An 18990-nucleotide genomic window follows, 5' to 3' on the forward strand; every position below is an offset into this window, starting at 1 on the left:
ACGAGTATCAATGTCAGTGGCCGTGTCTAGGGTGCTCGCATGACGAGCTGGATACATGGGTCCTTCCCGGACCACGAGGTGAATGTCGTCTTCGCACGGGGAGTACCGCTCGACGCGGTCACCCGAGGCCTTCGCGACCGGCTGCGAGAACCCCTCGCAGCCGGTCAGGCGAACGGCTGGGCATGGGCGGTGCACGACATGCACAACTGGGAAGCCGAGGACTACGACGACGTCGACTACGGCGGCATGTGTCCGGACGGCGCCGAGATCGTCGTGTTCGTGACCGAGCCCTGCAGCGCGAAGGGCTTCCCTCCCGCGTTCGAGTACTACCGGGACGGCCGCACGGTCCTGTGGTTCAGCTTCGAAGACGTCCAGCAGCGCATGGGCGAGAACCCGGACCACCTCTCCCCGGAGCTCCTGGCCGCCAACCTCATAGGCCCCGACGCGGGCTGCGGCCGACAGGGCGACGACGGTCATGACTGCTTCGACCACCACTACGACGACCACGAGCGCCTCGTGACAGTGATCGCCGACCATTTCGCGTTGCCCTCGCCCTCTCCGACAGGGGAGGGCGAGGTGATCTGGCTGCCCCCGATGCCCCGGAACACGTTCGTCACCTTCTGCAAGGGCATGCGTGAGCAGACCTTGTCCGGCATCTTCACCGAGGCGGGGCACCCCGCCGACTCCAGCGGTGAATCGTCCGGTTGGGCCTGGGTGACGCACGACGCCTACGCCGCCGAGCAGGGGACGGGCGCCTGGGAGCTGGCACGCGACATCACGGGCTACCGCTACGCGGACCGCGCCGACGTTCCGGATCGCGTGGAAACCGTGTTCCTGGCGTCCACGCCCGCATGTGAATGTCCCCATGGGCAGAACTACATGGTCCCCCATTGCGCCGAGCACCCGTTCCAGTTCGCCTACAGCCACGGCGGGTTCGAGCGCACCTACTTCAACATCGGCCGGCGCCGCGAATCACGGCGCGCCGGAGGCACGGCCGACCTGCTCGTACGCGAGCTGCTGGACGCCGGGATCATCGGCCGGGACACCCCGGCGTACGACATCGATCCCGGCTTCAACGCCGACGGTTCCCGGACGTTGCGGATCATCGCCGCGCACTTCGGGCTTCCCTCTCCCACCGCATAGCGCACCCCCCGGCTTGCGGCAAGACCCGAAGCCTGCCGCAGAATTGTCAGTCGAAGCCAGAACCTGCGGAAATACATGGGGGTTGTGTTGATTGACGTGATCGTCGCCGGTGGTGGACCGACCGGGCTGATGCTGGCCGGCGAGTTGCGGCTGCATGGTGTGCACGTGGTCGTACTGGAGAAGCTGACGGAGCCGACCGGGCAGTCCCGCGGGCGAGGCCTGCATGCGCGCACCGTCGAGATACTGGACCAGCGAGGGCTGCTCGACCGGTTCCTCGACGTCAGCGAGAAGTTCCAGGCCGGTGGTTTCTTCGCCGGCATCGTCAAGCCGTGGCCCGACGGGGTGGACACCGCACACCCCTACGGCATCGCCGTCTCGCAGCCGGTCACCGAGCGCCTGCTGACCGAGCGCGCCGTCGAACTCGGGGCCGATATCCGGCGCGGATGCGAACTGGTCGGGCTGAGCCAGGACGACCGCGGCGTGACCGCCGAACTGGCCGACGGCACGCGGCTGCAGGCCCGCTACATGGTCGGCTGCGACGGCGGCCGCAGTCTGGTGCGCAAGCTGCTCGGTGTCGGCTTCCCCGGTGAACCTGCCAAGGCCGAGACGCTGTTGGCGGATGTGGAGGTGACCGAGGACCCGGCGACACTGGCCGCCGTCACGGCCGAGATCCGCAAGACCCACGTACGGTTCGGTGCCGTGCCCATGGGGGACGGGGTGTACCGCATCATCGTGCCCGCCGAAGGGCTGGCCGAGGACCGTGAGACCGCCCCGACCTTCGAGGAGTTCAAGCAGCGGCTGCGGGTGTTCGCGGGCACCGACTTCGGCGCGCACTCACCGCGCTGGGTGTCCCGGGTCGGCGACGCCACCCGGCAGGCCGAGCGCTACCGGGTCGGCCGGGTGCTCCTGGCCGGCGACGCGGCCCACATCCACCCGCCGACCGCGGGACAGGGGCTCGGCCTCGGCGTCCAGGACGCCTTCAACCTCGGGTGGAAACTGGGCGCCGAGGTGGGCGGTCGGGCGCCGGAGGGACTGCTGGACAGCTACCACGCCGAACGCCACCCGGTGGGCGCCCTCGTACTGGCCGAAGCCCGCGCGCAGGGCCCGCTGCTGGAAGCGGATCCCGGTGCGAAGGCGCTGCGGGAGCTGTTCTCGAAGCTGCTGGACTTCGAGGAGGTGAACCGGTACATGACCGAGACGGTCACCGCGGTCGGGGTCCGCTACGACTTCGGTGAGGGCCACGAGTTGCTCGGCCGGCGGATGCGGGACGTGGTGCTGAAGCGGGGCCGTCTCTACGCGTTGATGCACGGCGGTCGCGGGCTCCTGCTCGACCAGACCGGCCGGCTGTCGGTGGAGGGCTGGGCGGACCGGGTCGACCACGTCGTCGACGTCAGCGAGGAACTGGACGTGCCCGCGGTACTGCTGCGGCCGGACGGCCACGTGGCGTGGGTCGGCGAAGACCAGCAGGAGCTGCTCAGCCGGCTGACCGAGTGGTTCGGCACTGCCGCCGACTGAGCGGCCTCGTCGTCGGCGCCGACGCCCCGCCGGAGCGCGGCCGGTCCGGCCGGGGAGCGGCCCGGGGCCGTGGCGCCGACGGCGGTGCGGACGTCCTGCTCGATTTCGAACGCGCGTCCCCGACCGGCCGACTCGCGTATCCGCATGCCGGGCATGTCGCCTCGCTCTTCGTCACCCTGGGTGAAGTACCTGTCTTTCACCTCCGACAGAAAGCGCCATGATGGCTGAGAGCTCTCTCCTCACCGCTCCCCGCACCATGACCGGCAGCATCACCCCCAGTGACATCGGCCTGCCCGTGCTGCGCGTCGTGCTCGGCGTGATCATGTTCATTCCTGGAACCCAGAAGCTGTTCGGGTGGTTCGACGGCCTCGGTATCAAAAGCACGGGCATGTTCTTCAGCAAGGCCGGCTACCCGGCGGGCGAGACCATGGCGGCGATCGCGGGCCTGACCGAGACGCTGGGCGGGCTCGGCGTGATCCTCGGCCTGCTCACACCGCTCGCCGCCGCCGGGATCGTCGGCATCATGATCAACGCCATCTGCGTCAAGTGGACCGGCGCCGTGCTCGGCCTTACGGGCGTCGAATTCGAGGCCCTGATCATTGCAGCGGCCGTCACCCTGGCCCTGGCCGGCCCGGGCCGCTTCGCCCTGGACCACTTCCTGCCGGTGCTCCGGGACTACCGGCCTGTCTACGGCGTCCTGGCGCTCGCGCTGGGGATCGTACTGGCGGCCCTCGTGCTGCTGCTGCGGGACTGACGCGGGCGGGCACCGACCGCTGACCCACCACACCCGCGCCCTCCTACTGCCCCTGACGGTCGGCTCGTCGTCACCTCGGCGACGGCGCTTCCCCGCCGGGGACGGATCCCTGGTCGAGGTCGTCGAGGATCTGGTGGAAGGGCCGGCGGAGGGCGACGGCGAGGGGCCGGGAGTCCGCGCGATCGTAGGCGGTCAGCCGGCTCCGGGCGGTGGCCACGGCGGGGCGGGGATCCTCCCCGGACAGCGTGTGTCCGATCGCCCGCGCGGTGAGCGCGGCCAGTTCGGGAAGTCGACGGCGAGCCCGGGCTAGGTCCGCAGCGAGGTCCTCCCGGCCGGTGAGCGCGGCGACCTCCCTGGCGAGGGTCGCCAGGGGTGCGGTGAGCCTGTCGGCGGTGGCGACGTGCCGCGCCTGGAGCCGTACGGTGTCGCGGTGACGTCGGCGCAGGGGATTGAACCTCATGGCGCGTTCGGCTTCGCGGGCGCGTGCGGCGTTCGCGTGTACCGCTTCGACCTCGGCATCCACCAGGGTGAGGTTCTCGCGGGCGGCGGCCGGGCCGGTGCCCAGGGCCGCCACGGTGCCGGTGAGGGACCGGCTCAGGCGCGCACGGCAGTCGTCGGTGATGACGGCCAGGACGCGGTGCGGGGCGGGTGGCCACAGCAGCGGGGCGAGCAGGATCGTCACCGCCGCTCCCTCAACGGTCTCCCACACGCGGTCCAGCGCGTAGGCATCGGGTGAGGTGTTGGCGAAGACCAGGAGCGACGACGCCGCGACCTGGATGTTCAGTCCACCGCCGGCCCGCAGGACCATTCCGACGCCCAGGCCCAGGGCCACCACCAGGGCCAGCGTGGCGGTCGAGGGCCGCAGTACGTTCAGTACGGCGAGCCCGATCAGCACGCCCGCCACCACACCCAGGGCCCGCTGCAGCGATGTGCCCAGGGCCGTCATCGGGTCGCCGCGCAGGGCCACCAGCGGGACGATTGCCGCGAAGACCGGTGGCTGGTCGGCTCCCAGCCACAGCGCGACCTGCCAGGCGACGGCGACGGTGACCACGATCCGTGCCGCTGCCGGGCCTTCGGCCCGCGCGATTTCCCGGAACCGGTCCCGGGCCCGGCGCGCTCGGGAGGCCCGGGGTGTCCGGGGAGCCCGGGGTGCTCGGGCATCGGCGAGGTCTGTCATCCGCGCCTTTCGGTGAGGCGTCCGTGCTCGCCCGTCGCACGCTCCGCGGTCCGCGCGACCGTACGCCGTTGCTTCGTCGGCGACAGCGTGCAGCGGCCGGGCCGCCCAACACCGCCATTACACCGAAAGCGGCATGTCACACGCCGACATGCCCTGGGAGGGAGGGGGTCAGGGGGACGACGCGTCTTCGGGCTTCCACCCCCAGGCCGTGAGCATCCCCGGCGACAATCCGGTGCACCGCGGGGAGTCCAGGTAGCGCACGGCCTCGTCGAGCTGGGCGTCGTCGACCAGCCCCGTCGCCACCATGGCCGCCCGCGCCCGGCCCCAGGTGTCCGCCCAGAACCGGCTGATCGCGCTCCCCGGCAGGAGCGGCGGCACATGGATCTCGGCCGCCACCGGTTCCAGCCCGGCCGCACGCATCAGCTCGGTACGGTGGGGCACCTGGGAGACATCGGTCCCGATGCTGTCGCGCAGCCCCTGCCACATGGCCCGCATGGCGCGGGTGTACGGGGTCAGGGGCGCCGAGTCCGTGGTCAGGTCGACCGCGTCGCTGACCACCAGGACCCCGCCCGGTGCGAGCAGTCCGGCGAGCCTGGGGACCATCTGCTGCGCCGAGGGCAGGTGCATGAGCACGAACCGGGCGTGGACCAGCCGGAACAGCCCGGGGGAGAAGTCCTCGGAGGTGATGTCCGCCTGGAGAGCTGTCAGTCCGGGTACGGGGTGCGCCGCGAGGAAACGTACGTCGCGGTCCACCGCGAGGACCTGTGCCACTCCCGCCTCACCGAGCAGCCGCCGCGCCACCGTGCCCGTTCCCGCGCCCACCTCCAGGCAGGTCCAGCCGGGACCCACGCCCAGCTGCCGCAGCCGTGCCATGGTCGTCTCGTCGTAGGTGAGGGCCCCGAGGTCGATACGGTCGTCCTCACCCCGGTCCTCGGAACGGAAGACCCGCTCACCGTAACGGCCCTCGATCGGGGGCCCTGTACCGGCCATGTGGCCATTGTGGCAAGCGGAAGCGGATGCCACATGTCGTGCGGCCCCGATATCCGCTTGCATGCCACCGTCGTCCGGGGCACCGCCGCCTGGCAGCTCAAGAAGGCGGAGAAGATGACCACGCACGCCGAACACGTAGACCACGAACTCATCCAGGCGGCGACCCACATCGCACGCACTCGGTGCCGGGGTGACAACCACACCATGGCAGCCGCGGCCCGAAGCCGTGACGGCCGGATCGCGACCGCGGTGAACGCCTACCACTTCACCGGAGGCCCCTGCGCCGAACTGGTCCTCATCGGCGCCGCGGCCGCCCAGGGCGTGTACGAGCTCGACACGAACCTGCTTCCCGAAAGCTACGTCTGGGCCGACCACCAGCTCGACGCCGAAGAGGCCGCGCCCCGCAGCACGAGCTGACTAGTCGGGTCCGTCATGAGGGTCCGCCGTCCTTGGCGTCGCCTGTGTCTTCGCCCCGGAGCAGGGCGAGTTGGTGGTGGACGGCGGCGGTGGTGCGGGACTCGTCGTCGGTGGCGAGGAGGTCGAGCAGGGCGCCGCGGAGCACGGCCAGGGCCAGGGTGCGGCGGGTGGCGCCGTCCTGGCTGCCGCGTTCCGGCTCCGGCTGGCAGGTGGCCAGTACGCCGAGCCAGTCGTTCACGGTGGCGCGGGCGAAGCCGGCCCAGGCGCCGTCGGGCTCGACGAGGGACCGCGCGTACGCCTCGGCCCACAGCCGCAGCAGCGGACGATGCGCCTCGGCGGCGAGCCAGGACCAGATCTGCTCCGCCGCAGGGGTCAGGCCGATGGGCTGGTCGGCTTGTTCAAGATGTTCGAGGACCATCAGTTCGTCGGTCCGGGCTCGCGCCAGCAGTGCTCTGACCAGGCCGTCCTTGTTGCCGAACAGGAACATCAGGACGCGGGGGCTGGAGCCGATGGCCGTGGCCAGCGGACGCAGGGAGAGGTCGGCCAGGCCGTGGGCGAGCGCGTACCGGTAGGCGGCTTCCAGCAGCTCGGCCTGCCGGGCGGACGGGACTGTCGCTTCCTGGGGCACGGGGGCTAGCCTAGCGCTACTGAAACAGTCGTGTCAGTGGCAGGGATGCGGTCGAAAGGTCCAGGAGAAGAAGCCATGTCGCACCAGGAACGTCAGCCGCACGTCGTCGTGCGCCGCGCCGACCGTCCGGGGGATCTGGGCTGGGCGGTGATGGCCCACGGTGAGATCTACGATCGGCAATTCGGCTGGAACACCGATTTCGAGGCCCTGGTGGCCAAGATCGTCGCCGACTACGGCGCCGATCACGACCCGTCGACGGAGGCGGCGTGGATCGCCGAGGTCGACGGCGAGCGCGCGGGCTGTGTCTTCCTCGTCGCCGGCGACGAACCAGGGGTGGCCAAGCTGCGCATCCTGCTGGTCACCCCGAAGGCCAGGGGTCTCGGCCTGGGCACCCGCCTTGTCGAGGAGTGCCTCGCTTTCGCGCGACAGGCCGGCTACCGGCAGGTGGCGCTGTGGACCAACGACGTGTTGGTGTCCGCGCGCAAGATCTACCAGGGCCTCGGATTCACACTCGCCGACGAGGAGCCCCACCACAGCTTCGGCCGCGACCTCGTCGGCCAGAACTGGACCCTCGACCTGCAAGCCACCCCGACGGGCGACCCATCGTGATCGTCCACGGTGAGCCCCACCAAATACGCCCTCTTCGGGCTCTTCGGGCACCGTGAAGCGGCCCAGGAGAAGGTCACATCGACCTGAGGATCGTTGCTCTCTGGTGACAGACCGTTCCGGCGTGTAGTTTCAGCTCCAGCTGTCGTGGTTCGCAGTTCCTGCCCGCGCCCTGGCGTGGGCGTTTTGCTGTGCAGTGCCGGACCAGGGCGATCACCTCCGGGTCCGCGCGGTGCGGATCCGACATCGACTGAGAGGGCATGATCATGGCCAGCGGAACCGTGAAGTGGTTCAACTCCGAAAAGGGCTTCGGCTTCATCGCGCAGGACGGCGGCGGTCCGGACGTCTTCGCCCACTACTCCAACATCAACTCCACCGGCTACCGCGAGCTCCAGGAAGGCCAGGCCGTGACCTTCGACATCACGCAGGGCCAGAAGGGCCCGCAGGCGGAGAACATCACCGCCGCCTGACCCGGCAGCTGACACCGCTCCGCCCCGGACACGAAGCTCCGGGGCGGAGACGGATAGGGCGGGCCCCCTGGCGCCGTACGGGCGCCAGGGGGCTCGTTTCGCCCGGCCGCCCGATGAACGGCGGTCACCTTGCCTTTGTCAGGTCTGCGGGGGCCGTTCCTCTCGGTCCTGGTTGAGCTGCTGCTTCAGGGCCTCCTGGGCGGTGTCCACCTGGGAGCTGTACTTGCTTTGGGTCTTCTCGTCGACGAAGTCGCCGGATTTGTCGATGGCCTGGCTCGACTGATCCTCGTGGCCTTTCAGCATCTTCTTGAGCTTGTCCAGTGCGGACATGGCTCTCTCCTTAGGCGTGGGTTTCCAGCCATGCCAGGATGATCCGCCGCCGGGCCATCCGCATCTCCAGCCGACCGCGGGAGCGCCCTTGCCTGCCGTCGGCGGCTCATCGGCGCCGGTGCGAGGCGGCGGCTGTGCAACCCATGCCTGTCGTGGTGACGCAGCGTCATCCGGCGCCGTGGCGCAGTGTGATGAGCTGGTCGGCGACCTGTTTCTCCGTTCGGCCCGGGGAGTGCCTGAGATGGCCCGCGGGGCAGCGGGTGCGCGCGGCAGGGGGTTGCTCTAGCGTCGAAAGAGGGAGGGAGGCCCTGCCGAGCCGGTCCGGTGCGGGGGCGCCGGGCCCAGTGGCTTTACGTCGGCCGTGTGCGCTCGGCGCCGTTCCCGCGGGTTCCGGCAACACCCAGGTCCGGGGCCGCGCGACGATCCCGAGAGCAGGTACGTCCCATGCGCACGACGACCCGTATCGCAGGTGTCCTCACCGGCCTGACCCTCGTGCTCGGTGGCGCGGCCCTCGCGGCCCCCACCGCCCACGCGGACGTCAGAGCCTGCATCAACCAGGTCGAGCGGGAGCTACGAGGTGGCGAGGCCCCGGAGTACGTCAGGACGGCGTGTTACGTCGGGCTGGGCGGCGACAACGCCAAGTGCGTGTCCGGCTTGACAGCGGGCGGTGTGACCAACGGGACCGCGGTGAGCGCCTGCCGGGTGTCCAAGTAGGAGCGCCACCGGAGCGTACTCCTCGGTCCGCCGCCGGCCAGTCCCGGCGGCCGCCCCGGACGAACTCGCCGATCCTGAGTGTCAGTGGTTCCGAGTACCGTCTGCGCATGGTTGATCAGAAACCGCAATGGTCATCGGTGCGCGACTTCGCCACGTGGGAGCCCGTGCTGCGGCTCATGCTGGGCGAAGACACGGAGAGGCGTGCGGGGCGGCCCGCCCGTGTGGCGGGACGCGTCGGGCGACATGGCTGGAGTCTGGCGCTCCGGGGGCGGATGTCGCCGGCGGAGCGAGCCACGGTGGAGCACGTACAACGGGCGCTCGTGCGCGGCGGTGGCGACGAGGTCGCGTTCACGGCGGAGATCCGGCCGACCGGAAGGACCACGCTCGGCCTGGTCGAGCCCAGCCCGGCCGTGCAAGCCGCCATCGGTTACCCGGGCCTGGGAGTGCTCGTCCTGGTCGACGGATCTCTTCCCGAGCCCTGGCGCCGACTGCCCGATCCGACCCCAGGGGCGGTACCGGCTCCCTCGGCGGACCTGGAGTTGCTGGAGCGGACGCTCCGCGAACGGTTGCCCGACGCCATCGGTGCGACGGAAGAGGAGATCACCGCGGCGGAAGAGCGTCTGGGCGTCACGCTGCCCGACGAGCTCAAGGTCCTCTACCGGGTGACCCGGGCACGGCGGGAGGACTGGGGCGACGACTACGCAGCGGCGGATCGTGTCACCGACGCGGTCGGCTACGAACTCTCGGCCTTGGACGGCCTGTACAGCGTCGACGGGGCGAGCCGTCACCCCCGCTGGCAGTTCGGGGCCACGAAGGCGGTCATCACCCCGCCCGATGCCGCAGTACAGGGCCTGGCCGGATCACCCGGCTGGATCGTCTTCGGGAGCAACGGCGGCGACGAGATCGCGGTCGACCTGACACCCGGCCCGCGCGGACACGTCGGCCAGGTCATCCTGGTCGACCACGAACAGAGCCTCGGTGCCGAACTCGTGGCCGACTCCCTCACCGACCTGGTTCTGAACGGGGCGCGGGAGGAAGGCCGTGACCGTTGCGAGGATCAGCTCCCGGTCGTGGCCTCGGTCGGCAGCGGAGGCCTGCAGAGCATCCAGGCCGCCGCCCACCCCGCCCTGGAAGTCCTGTCCATCGGCGAGTGCAACGGGACGCCGTTCGGCCTCGCCCCCGTCACCGGACTGCCCCGCCTGCGCACGCTCACAGCCTGTCCCGGCGCGCTGGACGACCCCTTGGAGATCGCCGAGCTTGCCGGACCGGAGTTCCTGGAACTCGGCTTGCAGGAATGGCGCGTTCTCCTGGACGCCGGAGCCGTCCCGCGCACCCTGTTGGCCGCCGGCATCAAGGTGCAGGGCCAGGACCACCTGCCCGCCGTGGCCGTCGCCAACGAGATCCTGGCCCTCTGGGACCGGCCCCAGATCATCCAGACGCTCCTCGAAGGAGACCTCGGCCCCGTGGCATGACATCGCGAGGCCCCGGGAGTCACGCGCGCCGCCCCTGTCGCACCCGTGCCTCCCCGGCGGCGGCGAGGGCGTCTGCGAGGGCATCGACGAGCGGGTCGGTGACGGCCGCCCGCCGGGCTATGACGACGCGACTCGGCGGGTAGTCGTCGACGGGGACGAAAGCGATGCCGGGACGCGCGTGCCGCAGCACGGCCCCTGCCGGGAGGAGGCCGACCGCGCCCTCCCACAGAACGGCGTGCAAGCACTCCTCGACGGACGCCACCACCGGGCCGGGTGCGTCCTCCGGTGCGTCCTTTTCGGCGGCGAGCCAGTAGGCGCGCCACCGGGTGTCGGTGCCCGTTGGCAGGCGGAAACGCGGGCGGTCGGCCAGCTCCGTGACGCGCAGGCTCGGGAGGGTCGCCAGAGGATCGTCCGTCGGGACGGCCGCGACCACCGGTTCCTCGCCGAGCTGCCGAACCGTCAGACCCGTGGTGTCGAAGGGCAGGCGGGTCAGCGCGAGGTCCACCCGGCCCTCGCGCAGGCCGGCCGTCGGATCGGTGACCGGCGCCTCGCGCAGCCGCACCCGTACTCCGGGGCGGTTCCGCCGCAAGGCAGCCAGCGCCGCCGGGCCGACCTCCAGGCCCGCGCCCGCGACCGTACCCAGCACGAGGACTCGGTCGGCCTCGGCGCCGCGGACCCGCTCGCGGGCGCGTTCGGCGCGCTCCAGGAGGTCCCGCGCCTCGGCAAGCAGCACTTCACCGGCAGGGGTGAGCCGTGCCCCGGAGGGGATCCGGTCGAACAGCCGGCACCCGAGGTCGGCCTCAAGCTCCCGGATCCGGCGGCTCAGCGGCGGCTGGGCCAAATGCAGGCGTACCGCCGCGCGGCCGAAGTGGCCCTCCTCGGCCACGGCGATGAAACAGTGCAATGCCCGCAGGTCCATGACCGGCCACGATACCGAGAACGAACCCACCCACCCGAAACCGGTCTTGGACAGCACCGCGGCACCCGCGGTGAGGTGGTGCCAGGAGCCGGGCAACAGGCCCGCCGCCCCCACCCACCGTTGCAGGAGTCCGCCCGTGTACGCACACCCCGAAGACCTCCACCGCGCCCGCTCGGTCGGCGGCAACGCCCCGGCGGAGTTCGCCGCCTGGATCGCCTTCCAGAAGGCCGTGGACCGGGAGGACGGGGCGGTGCCGCGCCGCTACCGCGAGCTGATCTCGGTGGCGGTCGCGCTGGTCACCCAGTGCTCCTACTGCCTGGACGTCCACACCGCCGCCGCCCGCCGGCACGGCGTCACCGCCGAGGAGCTCGCCGAGACCGCCTTCGTCACCGCCTCCGTCCGCGCGGGCGGCACACTCGCTCACGCACTGCTCGCCGACCGCCTCTACGAGCAGCACGCCCACTCCTCGGCACCTGCCCACGGTTGAGCGGCCTCGGGCACGTGCGCTACTTCCCCGAGGCCGCTTAGGTGGTCAGCGGCTTGACCCATCGGGTCCAGCGTGGCTGCGGCTCGTATCCCATCGCGTGCCAAGCGCGGTGGGCGAGTTCGTTGCCGTCCAGCACCATCGCGTCGCCGCGCCGCGCCGCGCCGCCCGCCCAGCGCCGCGAACCGCGCCTCCGCAGCTGCCAGCAGTGTCGTGGCGACGCCCTGACGGCGGTACGCGGGGTGAACGGCCAGTCGGTAGAGGTGGCACCGCCAGCCGTTGTCGGTGGTGAACGAGCCGCTGCTCTCCCTCATCGCGGGTCTCCTGGCCGACGGCGAACGGGTGTGGGGGCTGGGCGGCTCGCTCAGCGAACTGGCGGCCGACTACCTGGTCCGTCAGCTGGCGGCCCTTCGGCCAGGCGTGGCCCGCGTTCCGGACACCCCGGCGGCCCGAGCCCGGGTGCTCGTCGATCTGGGCCCATCGGACCTGATCGTGGCCTACGACTTCCGCCGCTACGCGGACAGCACGGCCAGGTTCGTCCACGCGGCCCGCTCACGTGGTGCCCGGCTGATCCTCGTCACCGATGCCTGGGAGTCCCCACTCGCCGAACAGGCCGAGGTCCTGGTCCGGTTGCCCCGCGAGGCGGCCGGCCCCATCGCGCCGCTCACCCACGAAGTCGCCGTCACGGAACTCATCCTCGTCGCGGCGGCCGCGCTCATGGCCGACTCGGCTCGACGACTTGAAGCACTGGATGAACTCACTGCGGAACTGACACCGGAGCCGCGGGGCAGCAGCACGGGCTCCTGAGTCGAAGGTGCCGTCTGCGCGTCATTTCCCGGCAGTTACCCGGGTGTGAGCCTTCCGGGCACGAACCTGCTCACCGCTGTGTCCACGTGGGTGCCCACGTCTCGCCGTCGGGGCGGTGGCCGGGCTGTGCGGAGCCGAGATAGCTGCGGAGCGCGGCGAGCGCGGGGTGGGGGTTGTCGCGGCGCCAGATCAGTGAGTGCGGGTAGACGGGCGTCGGGTCGGTCACCGGGATGCGGCGCAGGCCGTGGCCGGCGGGCCAGACGAGTCGGGTCTGTTCACCCATGAAGGTGGCCAGGGCCGGAGTGTCGGCGATGGTGTCGAGGAGTGCGTCGGAGCCGAAGTTGGGGCCGGTCGCCTCGATGGTGAGGCCGAACTCGTCGACGAGGTCGTCGTAGTAGGCGGCCCACTCGGTACCGGGGACGATCCCGGGCATCCAGATCCGGTGCCCGGCGAGCTGGGCGACGGTCACCGACCGGGCGCCCGCCAGCGCGTGGGCGGGGCCGGTGAGGAGCTGGAGCGGCTCGTCGAGCACCCGGACGGACTCGATGTCCTCCGGAAGGGGCCGGCCGGGCACGGCGACGGCGCGGAAGGACGCGTCGATGGCACCGGACAGGACGGCGGCGACGGCCGTCTCGATGTCGAACAGCATCACCACGTCGAGGTCGATCTCGGGGTGGGCGCGGTGGAAGCCGCGCATCAGGCCCGACGGCGCGACGCGCGAGGCGATGACGTCGACGCGCAGCGGACGGCGGCCGGGGCGTACGGACGCGACCGCGCGCTCGGCGACGCGCAGCAGCTCGCGCGCGTGGGGCAGGAACGCCTGCCCGTCGATGGTGAGCTCGGCGCCGCGCGCGGTGCGCGTGAACAGCCGCACGCCGAGGCCGCGCTCCAGCGCGGCGATGCGCTTGGAGACGGCCTGCTGGGTGACCGCCAGCTCGGCGGCGGCCTCCTGGAACTGCCCCGCGTCGGCGGCGGCGACGAAGGTCCGGACGGTGTCGAGGTCCATGCCGATCCACCCTAGAGCACAACGCTTGGTTGTGGATCGCTGGCAGATTGGTTGTTTGACCTGCTGTTGTGCTGGTGGCTTTGCTCCTACCTGTCAACGTCGGTTTGTTCAGGTGGGACATCAAGGGGTGGGCTGAGCATGGTGGACAGGAGACCGCCCGGCCGGCAGTTCGGGTGGCTGTGGGCGGCCTACGCGGTCAGCACGTTCGGCACGTGGCTCGCGTTCGACGCGTTCTCCCTGATCGCGATCCTCGTGCTGGACGCGGGGCCGGCCCAGGTGTCGCTGCTGGCCGCAACGGGGCTGGCGGTCGGGGCGGCGGTCGCGGTGCCACTCGGCCCGTGGGTGGAGTTCCGCCGCAAGCGGCCGGTGATGGTCGCGATGGACCTGACCCGGTTCGTGACGCTGATGAGCGTCCCCGCCGCCTACGCGCTGGGTCTGCTCGGCTTCGTCCAGCTCCTCGTCGTGTCCGTCGTCGTCGGTGCGGCCGGCATCGCGTTCAGCGCGGCCAGTGGCGCGTACCTGAAGGCGCTCGTGCGGCCGGAGGACCTGCTCGTCGCGAACGGCCGGTTCGAGTCCACGACCTGGACCGCAACCGTGCTCGGACCACCGGTCGGCACGGCCGCGATCGGGCTGTTCGGCCCGGTGATGACCGTATTTGCCGATGCGGTCAGCTATCTGCTCTCAGCCGCGGGGATCCGGGCGATCAGCGGCAGCGAGACGCGCCCCGTGCGCACCGGTGCGCACGGGGCGCGTCTCCGGCCCGGCGACCTGCTCGAAGGGTGGCGGTACATCCTGACCCACCCGACCCTGCGCCCCCTGTTCTTCAACACGGTCCTGGTCAACGGCCTGATCCTGGCAACCTCGCCGCTGCTCGCCGTCCTCATGCTCGGCGACCTCGGGTTCGCCCCCTGGCAGTACGGCCTCGCGTTCGGCCTGCCCTGTGTCGGCGGCATCATCGGCTCGCGGCTGGCCCGCCGACTCGTCGCACGGTTCGGACGGCACAAGGTCATGCTCACCGCCGGGACACTGCGCGCGTGCTGGCCGCTCGGGCTGGCCTTCATCCGGCCCGGCGTGGGCGGACTCGTGCTCGTCGTGGCCGTCGAGCTCGGACTGATCACCTGCATGGGCGTGTTCAATCCGGTGTTCGCGACCTACCGGCTCGAACAGACGACTACGGACCGGATCGCCCGCACCCTGTCCGCGTGGTCGGTCACCAGCAAGGCAACTGTCGCCGCCATGACCGGGCTGTGGGGCCTGCTGGCCGGCACCACCGGCCTCCGCACCGCGATCGCCATCGCCGGCCTTCTCATCCTGACCACCCCCTTCCTGCTTCCCCGGCACGACAGCCCGAGTACGGCAGTTCCCGCCCTGCGGAGCGCCGGCCGGCGCGTCAGAGGGCGAGGCCTTCGATCAGTTCGACGCCGGGGATCTCCGTGAGCAGCTTCCCGGGCGCGATGAGCTTCCCGCGGCGGCGCCCGCTGCCGATCAGTACGTACGGCATGTCACGGACTGCCGCGTCCACGAGCAGCGGCCAGTCGTCGGGCAGCCCCAGCGGGGTGATGCCGCCGTACTCCATGCCCGTCAGCTCCACGGCCGCCTCGATCGGGGCGAAGGATGCCTTGCGCGCCCCCAGGTGACGCCGGACGGCGCCGTTCACGTCGACCCGGCCCGCGGAGGGCACGAGGCAGGCCGCGAGGGTGGTCTGGCCACCGCGCTTGGCGGCCACCACCACGCAGTTCGCGGACTGATCCATCAGCTCCTGCCCGAAGTGCGCCACGAAGGCGGCGGTGTCGGCGATGGCCGGGTCGGTGTCGACGTAGAGGATCTGCCCGGCGGGTACGTCTCCCCGCCAGCCGGCGACCGCTCGCGCCACGGGTGGGGTGAGCTCGGCGAGACAGTCGGGGGCGGGTACGGCGTTGTCGAATGGCCCGATGGGAGCGCGCATGCCCGCACGCTAACACCGTCGGCGGAGCCGTCCGCACGCCCTCGTTGCCATCAGGCCTCCCGGTCACTTCGGGACGATCGTGAACGGCTTCGGCTTGACGTCGGCCGCGCAGCTGGTGTCGGGCGCGGTGGGACGGGCGAGGAACGAGGCCAGCACGCGTTGCGCGCACGGCGACTGGGGAACGACGAAGTGACCGGTCCCGGGGATCTGCACGACGGTCGAGCGGGACAGGTCACGCGCCGTACGGGTCCCCCAACTCGCCCCGGTCTTCCCGTCGAAGGTCCCCGAGACGATGAGCGTCGGCACCGAGCTGACGGCCGCCACCCGTTGGGTGGCGGTCCGGTCGGGAACGTTCCAGACACGGCACACCTCGTGCTGGAAGGGGAGCTGCGGTGCCTGTGCGAGGACCGTGTCCGGCCAGCCGGGGAAGGCCATGCGGCCGGCCTCCAACAGGTCGGACTTCCCGTGCCCCGGCACCCATTCGCTGCATGCCACCGACTCCGTCAGGCCGAACGCGGTCTCGCCGACGACGGGGTTCGCCCCGGCGGCGCGTGCCCGCGCGAAGCGCTCCGGATGTCCGCGGGCGAGCTCGTCGAGGGCCGCCGGGACGTCGGCGGCCGGGACGGCGTTGCCGACCAGCAGGTTCACCAGCGCCCCGCCGTCGAGGACGACCTTCACCGGCTTCCCGCCACGCGGTGGAGCGGCGTTGATCGTCAGGGGCCGCGCCTCCAGTCGGCGCACCTGCTCCGTGAGCGTACGGGCGACTTCGGGATAGCGGCTCTTGCAGCCGGGCTGTGCCTGGCACGCCCGCAGGATGGTGCCGATGCCTTCCCGGGCGCTGATCCACGTCCACGGCAGGCTCACGTTCTGCGGTGGCGTGACCGAGTCGAGTGCCATCGAACGGATTCCCTGAGGGTGCTGACGCAGGTAGGTGAGGGCGAGGTCGGTGCCGTAGGAGTACGCATAGACGTTCCACCCGCCGATACCGAGCGCGGTGCGCAGGTCGGCGAAGTCCGCGGCGTTCTCGGCGGTGTTGTAGGCGCTCAGGTCGGTGCCGTCGGCCGTGAGGCGGTCCCGGCACTCCTTCGTCGCGCGCAGCAGGATCCGCTGCGCGGACGGATCGTCGTAGCGGAGGCCGACAGCCTGCGCGGAGGACCGGTCGATCTCCGGGCAGGCGAGGTTCGGCTGTGAGTGGAGGTTCCCGCGCTGGGCCATGATGATCAGCTCGCGGTCGTGGTTCAGACCGGCGTCGACGAGCAAGGGGATGTCGCCGAACGCGTCGCCTCCGGGACCGCCTGCCATGAACACGACCGGGTCCTCGGCCGGTTTCGCCGACGTGCCGGGAATGGCCGCGACGGCCAGCCGGATGGTGCGTCCGGCTGGGCGAGCGCGGTTCTCGGGGACCTCCAGGAAGCCGCACCGTGCGTCGTCCAGTGCGGCGACCGGCTCGGACGTCTTGGGGCAGGGACCGGGCACGAACCGCGCCGCGGAGGTCGCGTCGCTCCGCGCCGCGGCTCCGCGGGCATCCTGTGCCGCTGCGTTGCTCGGTACCGGGCCGACCCCTGCCAGGAGGACCAAGGCAGCTGCTGCTGCGGCCCTGTTGATTCCGGAGAACGTGCCGACGGACCGCCGCCCGGGGTCCCCCGACTGCGCTGCGGATGACCGGCCGTCGTCCGGGCTTCGGCCCTTCGGGCTGATGCTGTGGTGTGCCATGTGATCGCGTCCCTCTGCCGGCATCCACGGCTGCCCGACCGGCCGGGCTGTATTTCGGGCGGATCGCACTTACTGGACGATACCGGGAGCCTCGAACGCGCGCACACGGGCAGACGGAACGCCTGGTGGGGGCGGGTGCAGTGCGGGGCCGGGCGGTCCCGCACTGCAGAGAGCCGGAGCTAGAGCTCGATCGAGCGGAACTCGTCCAGCACGGCGAAGCCGGTGCTGTCGTACAGGCTCATCGCGACCTCGTTGCCGCCGAAGACGTTGAACATCATCGCCTCGTCGCCGCCCTGCCGGGTGGCCCACTCGCCGACGGCCATCGCGGCGCGGCCGTAGCCCTTGCCGCGGTGCTCCTCGTACACCTCCAGCGAGAAGCCGAAGGTCGCGCCCGGCAGGAAGCCGTGGTTCACCCAGCCGGTGCCGACCACCCCGCCGTCGGCCTCCAGCGCGTAGAACGCGTGCCCCGGGGTCAGGTATCCCTGCGGGAGGTAGCGCGCGAAGTCCCGGTCGGACTTCTCCTTGGCCTGCTCCGGGGTCAGGGCTCCGGCCCGGACGATGTCCGCGACGTACGCGGCCTCCTCACCGGCATACCAGCCCGGGTACTCATCCTCGGTGAGCCGGCGAACCGTCAGGCCCGGCGGCAGCTCGGGCCGCTCGGCCGCGGCACGCATCCGGATCTGTCCCCGTACCGGGTAGTCGGCGAACGCTCCCGCTGCGCCGCTGAGCCGGACCTCCACCCGCTGGGCGCCGTGCTCGGCGCACCACCGCTCGGCCCACTCGCGCCCCTGGGGAACCGTCAGGTCGTGGATCCGGCCCACGGTCGCCCCGTTGTCCTCCGCCACCTCGACCGCGATCCACCCGGTGCCGTCCGTGGCCACCGTCCAGTCGTCGATTCCCTTCAGCGCCCGCTCCAGCAGGGCCTGGGCCAGTGGTTCCGAGCACCCCGCAGCCCGGTACCCGGCCAGTACCCGCTCCTCGAACCCACCTCGCCAGGCACCGTGGCCGGACACGATCTGTATCTCGTTCATCCGCCCACCCTAGGCAGCGGCACCGACAGAGCCGCCCGATTTACGACGGTCAACGCTCCCTGCACTCGGCATGATGTGCCCGATCCCGGCTTCAGCTGGGTCCTTGGCCGTCGACGGGCGAACGCTTCAATTCGCTGGTTCTCCCGCTCCGTCGGCCCGTAGCATCCGCCCGTGACTGAGAACGAGTTGGAAGACGCGGCCGTGGCATCGGACCGAGTGACGTGCTGGCGCGGACGGACGGTCAGCCTCGCACCACTCGACGCCGAAGACGCCGATCTGGTCCACGGCTGGAGGTCCGACCCGGTCGCTGCCCATGAGATCGGCTTCTGGCCGCGCTCCCTGTCCTCGCTCCGCGAGCGCATGGAGCGAGACAGGGATGATCACGAGCGGGACGACTTCATGGTCCTGCTGCCCGACGGTACGCCGATCGGCCACACCGCCCTGATCAACCAGGACATCGTCGACGGTACGGCAGAGGTCTTCCTGGTGATGGATCCGCAGTACCGGGGGAAGAGTCACGGCACCGACGCCGTGGACGCCCTGACCGACCTCGCCTTCGGTGAACTGCCCATGCAGCGCCTCCAGGCCGTCACCCACACCAGCAACACAGCCGCGCTCAACGTCCTGGGCAAGGCGGGATTCGTCCACGAGGGAGTGCGCCGCTCAGCCTGCCTGCACCGGGGGCGCCGCCACGACGTCGCCGTCCTGTCCCTGCTCCGTGCCGAGTGGGAGGCATTGGAACGCCCGAAGTCCTGGGACCTCTGACCGGCGCCGTCGGCGGTGGATGACGGCGTGCCCGCTCGTACGAGGACGGCCGGACGACGGATGTCGCCTCCATCCTGCCGAAGCGGCGTGACTCTCCGGTGGTC

Annotated in this window: 21 protein-coding genes and 1 pseudogene; 12 read left to right on the forward strand and 10 right to left on the reverse strand. The window is 71.3% G+C overall.

Features of this window, described 5'->3' with window-relative positions; translation table 11 throughout:
• The first annotated feature begins 39 nt into the window (after positions 1-39).
• The 3 genes from OG737_RS31815 (at position 40) to OG737_RS31825 (ending at position 3412) form a co-directional block, all read left to right on the forward strand.
• The gene (locus OG737_RS31815; protein ID WP_405922286.1) at positions 40-1143 is read left to right on the forward strand and encodes a hypothetical protein; all 1104 of its coding nucleotides are present in this window, start codon (positions 40-42) and stop codon (positions 1141-1143) included.
• 87 nt (positions 1144-1230) lie between these two features.
• Positions 1231-2658, forward strand: a complete 1428-nt coding sequence (rox, locus tag OG737_RS31820) for a rifampin monooxygenase (protein ID WP_405676733.1) — start codon at positions 1231-1233, stop codon at positions 2656-2658.
• A 217-nt stretch (positions 2659-2875) separates the two neighbouring features.
• Positions 2876-3412, forward strand: a complete 537-nt coding sequence (locus OG737_RS31825; protein WP_405676730.1) for a DoxX family protein — start codon at positions 2876-2878, stop codon at positions 3410-3412.
• A 70-nt stretch (positions 3413-3482) separates the two neighbouring features.
• Here OG737_RS31825 and OG737_RS31830 read toward each other — a convergent pair whose 3' ends face one another.
• Both OG737_RS31830 and OG737_RS31835 read right to left on the reverse strand, forming a co-directional pair.
• Complete coding sequence (locus OG737_RS31830; RefSeq protein WP_405676728.1) at positions 3483-4463, reverse strand: FUSC family protein; 981 nt, start codon at positions 4461-4463, stop codon at positions 3483-3485.
• Positions 4464-4757: 294 nt separating this feature from the next.
• On the reverse strand, positions 4758-5579 hold the full coding sequence (locus OG737_RS31835; protein WP_328929662.1) for a methyltransferase domain-containing protein: 822 nt from the start codon (positions 5577-5579) through the stop codon (positions 4758-4760).
• Positions 5580-5693: 114 nt separating this feature from the next.
• Here OG737_RS31835 and OG737_RS31840 point away from each other — a divergent pair, with 114 nt between their 5' ends.
• Positions 5694-5996 carry a hypothetical protein gene (locus tag OG737_RS31840; protein ID WP_405681284.1) on the forward strand — a complete coding sequence of 101 codons (303 nt, stop codon included), beginning with the start codon at positions 5694-5696 and terminating at the stop codon, positions 5994-5996.
• A gap of 13 nt (positions 5997-6009) precedes the next feature.
• On the opposite strand, the gene OG737_RS31845 is transcribed toward OG737_RS31840, so the two are convergent.
• Positions 6010-6624, reverse strand: coding sequence for a TetR/AcrR family transcriptional regulator (locus OG737_RS31845; protein WP_405676726.1), 615 nt, complete (start codon positions 6622-6624; stop codon positions 6010-6012).
• Between the two features lie 75 nt (positions 6625-6699).
• Here OG737_RS31845 and OG737_RS31850 point away from each other — a divergent pair, with 75 nt between their 5' ends.
• Both OG737_RS31850 and OG737_RS31855 read left to right on the forward strand, forming a co-directional pair.
• The gene (locus OG737_RS31850; protein ID WP_405676724.1) at positions 6700-7233 is read left to right on the forward strand and encodes a GNAT family N-acetyltransferase; all 534 of its coding nucleotides are present in this window, start codon (positions 6700-6702) and stop codon (positions 7231-7233) included.
• A gap of 263 nt (positions 7234-7496) precedes the next feature.
• A complete protein-coding gene (locus OG737_RS31855) occupies positions 7497-7700 on the forward strand; it encodes a cold-shock protein (RefSeq protein WP_328929665.1) in 204 nt (67 codons plus the stop codon).
• 138 nt (positions 7701-7838) lie between these two features.
• Here the strand turns inward: OG737_RS31855 and OG737_RS31860 are convergent, their stop codons facing one another.
• Positions 7839-8030, reverse strand: coding sequence for an antitoxin (locus tag OG737_RS31860; protein WP_328929666.1), 192 nt, complete (start codon positions 8028-8030; stop codon positions 7839-7841).
• 444 nt (positions 8031-8474) lie between these two features.
• On the opposite strand from OG737_RS31860, the gene OG737_RS31865 reads away from it, so the two are divergent.
• Positions 8475-8744 (forward strand): hypothetical protein, encoded by a 270-nt coding sequence (locus OG737_RS31865; protein WP_328929667.1) that lies wholly within the window; start codon positions 8475-8477, stop codon positions 8742-8744.
• A gap of 107 nt (positions 8745-8851) precedes the next feature.
• Positions 8852-10216 carry an SMI1/KNR4 family protein gene (locus OG737_RS31870; protein WP_405676721.1) on the forward strand — a complete coding sequence of 455 codons (1365 nt, stop codon included), beginning with the start codon at positions 8852-8854 and terminating at the stop codon, positions 10214-10216.
• 19 nt (positions 10217-10235) lie between these two features.
• Here OG737_RS31870 and OG737_RS31875 read toward each other — a convergent pair whose 3' ends face one another.
• Positions 10236-11135, reverse strand: coding sequence for a LysR family transcriptional regulator (locus OG737_RS31875; protein WP_405676718.1), 900 nt, complete (start codon positions 11133-11135; stop codon positions 10236-10238).
• A gap of 136 nt (positions 11136-11271) precedes the next feature.
• Here OG737_RS31875 and OG737_RS31880 point away from each other — a divergent pair, with 136 nt between their 5' ends.
• On the forward strand, positions 11272-11622 hold the full coding sequence (locus OG737_RS31880; RefSeq protein WP_328929670.1) for a carboxymuconolactone decarboxylase family protein: 351 nt from the start codon (positions 11272-11274) through the stop codon (positions 11620-11622).
• 37 nt (positions 11623-11659) lie between these two features.
• Here the strand turns inward: OG737_RS31880 and OG737_RS31885 are convergent.
• Positions 11660-11900: pseudogene (locus tag OG737_RS31885) on the reverse strand (GNAT family N-acetyltransferase); the annotation flags it as partial.
• 7 nt (positions 11901-11907) lie between these two features.
• Here OG737_RS31885 and OG737_RS31890 point away from each other — a divergent pair.
• Positions 11908-12426, forward strand: coding sequence for a MurR/RpiR family transcriptional regulator (locus tag OG737_RS31890; protein ID WP_405676715.1), 519 nt, complete (start codon positions 11908-11910; stop codon positions 12424-12426).
• A 70-nt stretch (positions 12427-12496) separates the two neighbouring features.
• On the opposite strand, the gene OG737_RS31895 is transcribed toward OG737_RS31890, so the two are convergent.
• Positions 12497-13432 carry a LysR family transcriptional regulator gene (locus tag OG737_RS31895; RefSeq protein ID WP_328929672.1) on the reverse strand — a complete coding sequence of 312 codons (936 nt, stop codon included), beginning with the start codon at positions 13430-13432 and terminating at the stop codon, positions 12497-12499.
• Between the two features lie 138 nt (positions 13433-13570).
• On the opposite strand from OG737_RS31895, the gene OG737_RS31900 reads away from it, so the two are divergent.
• The gene (locus OG737_RS31900) at positions 13571-14869 is read left to right on the forward strand and encodes an MFS transporter (protein WP_328929673.1); all 1299 of its coding nucleotides are present in this window, start codon (positions 13571-13573) and stop codon (positions 14867-14869) included.
• Here OG737_RS31900 and OG737_RS31905 read toward each other — a convergent pair.
• The 3 genes from OG737_RS31905 to OG737_RS31915 form a co-directional block, all read right to left on the reverse strand.
• Positions 14823-15377: a YbaK/EbsC family protein gene (locus OG737_RS31905; protein WP_328929674.1), complete on the reverse strand. Its 555-nt coding sequence runs from the start codon at positions 15375-15377 to the stop codon at positions 14823-14825. The two genes, OG737_RS31900 and OG737_RS31905, sit on opposite strands and share 47 nt — an antisense overlap.
• 63 nt (positions 15378-15440) lie before the next feature.
• Positions 15441-16853 (reverse strand): alpha/beta fold hydrolase, encoded by a 1413-nt coding sequence (locus OG737_RS31910; RefSeq protein WP_328929675.1) that lies wholly within the window; start codon positions 16851-16853, stop codon positions 15441-15443.
• Positions 16854-17269: 416 nt separating this feature from the next.
• Complete coding sequence (locus OG737_RS31915; RefSeq protein ID WP_328929676.1) at positions 17270-18121, reverse strand: GNAT family N-acetyltransferase; 852 nt, start codon at positions 18119-18121, stop codon at positions 17270-17272.
• A gap of 171 nt (positions 18122-18292) precedes the next feature.
• Here OG737_RS31915 and OG737_RS31920 point away from each other — a divergent pair, with 171 nt between their 5' ends.
• Positions 18293-18886: a GNAT family protein gene (locus tag OG737_RS31920; RefSeq protein ID WP_328929677.1), complete on the forward strand. Its 594-nt coding sequence runs from the start codon at positions 18293-18295 to the stop codon at positions 18884-18886.
• Positions 18887-18990: the final 104 nt, after the last annotated feature.

Origin of the sequence: Streptomyces sp. NBC_00122 (assembly GCF_045160845.1) — a bacterium.
Taxonomy (GTDB): Bacteria; Actinomycetota; Actinomycetes; order Streptomycetales; family Streptomycetaceae; genus Streptomyces.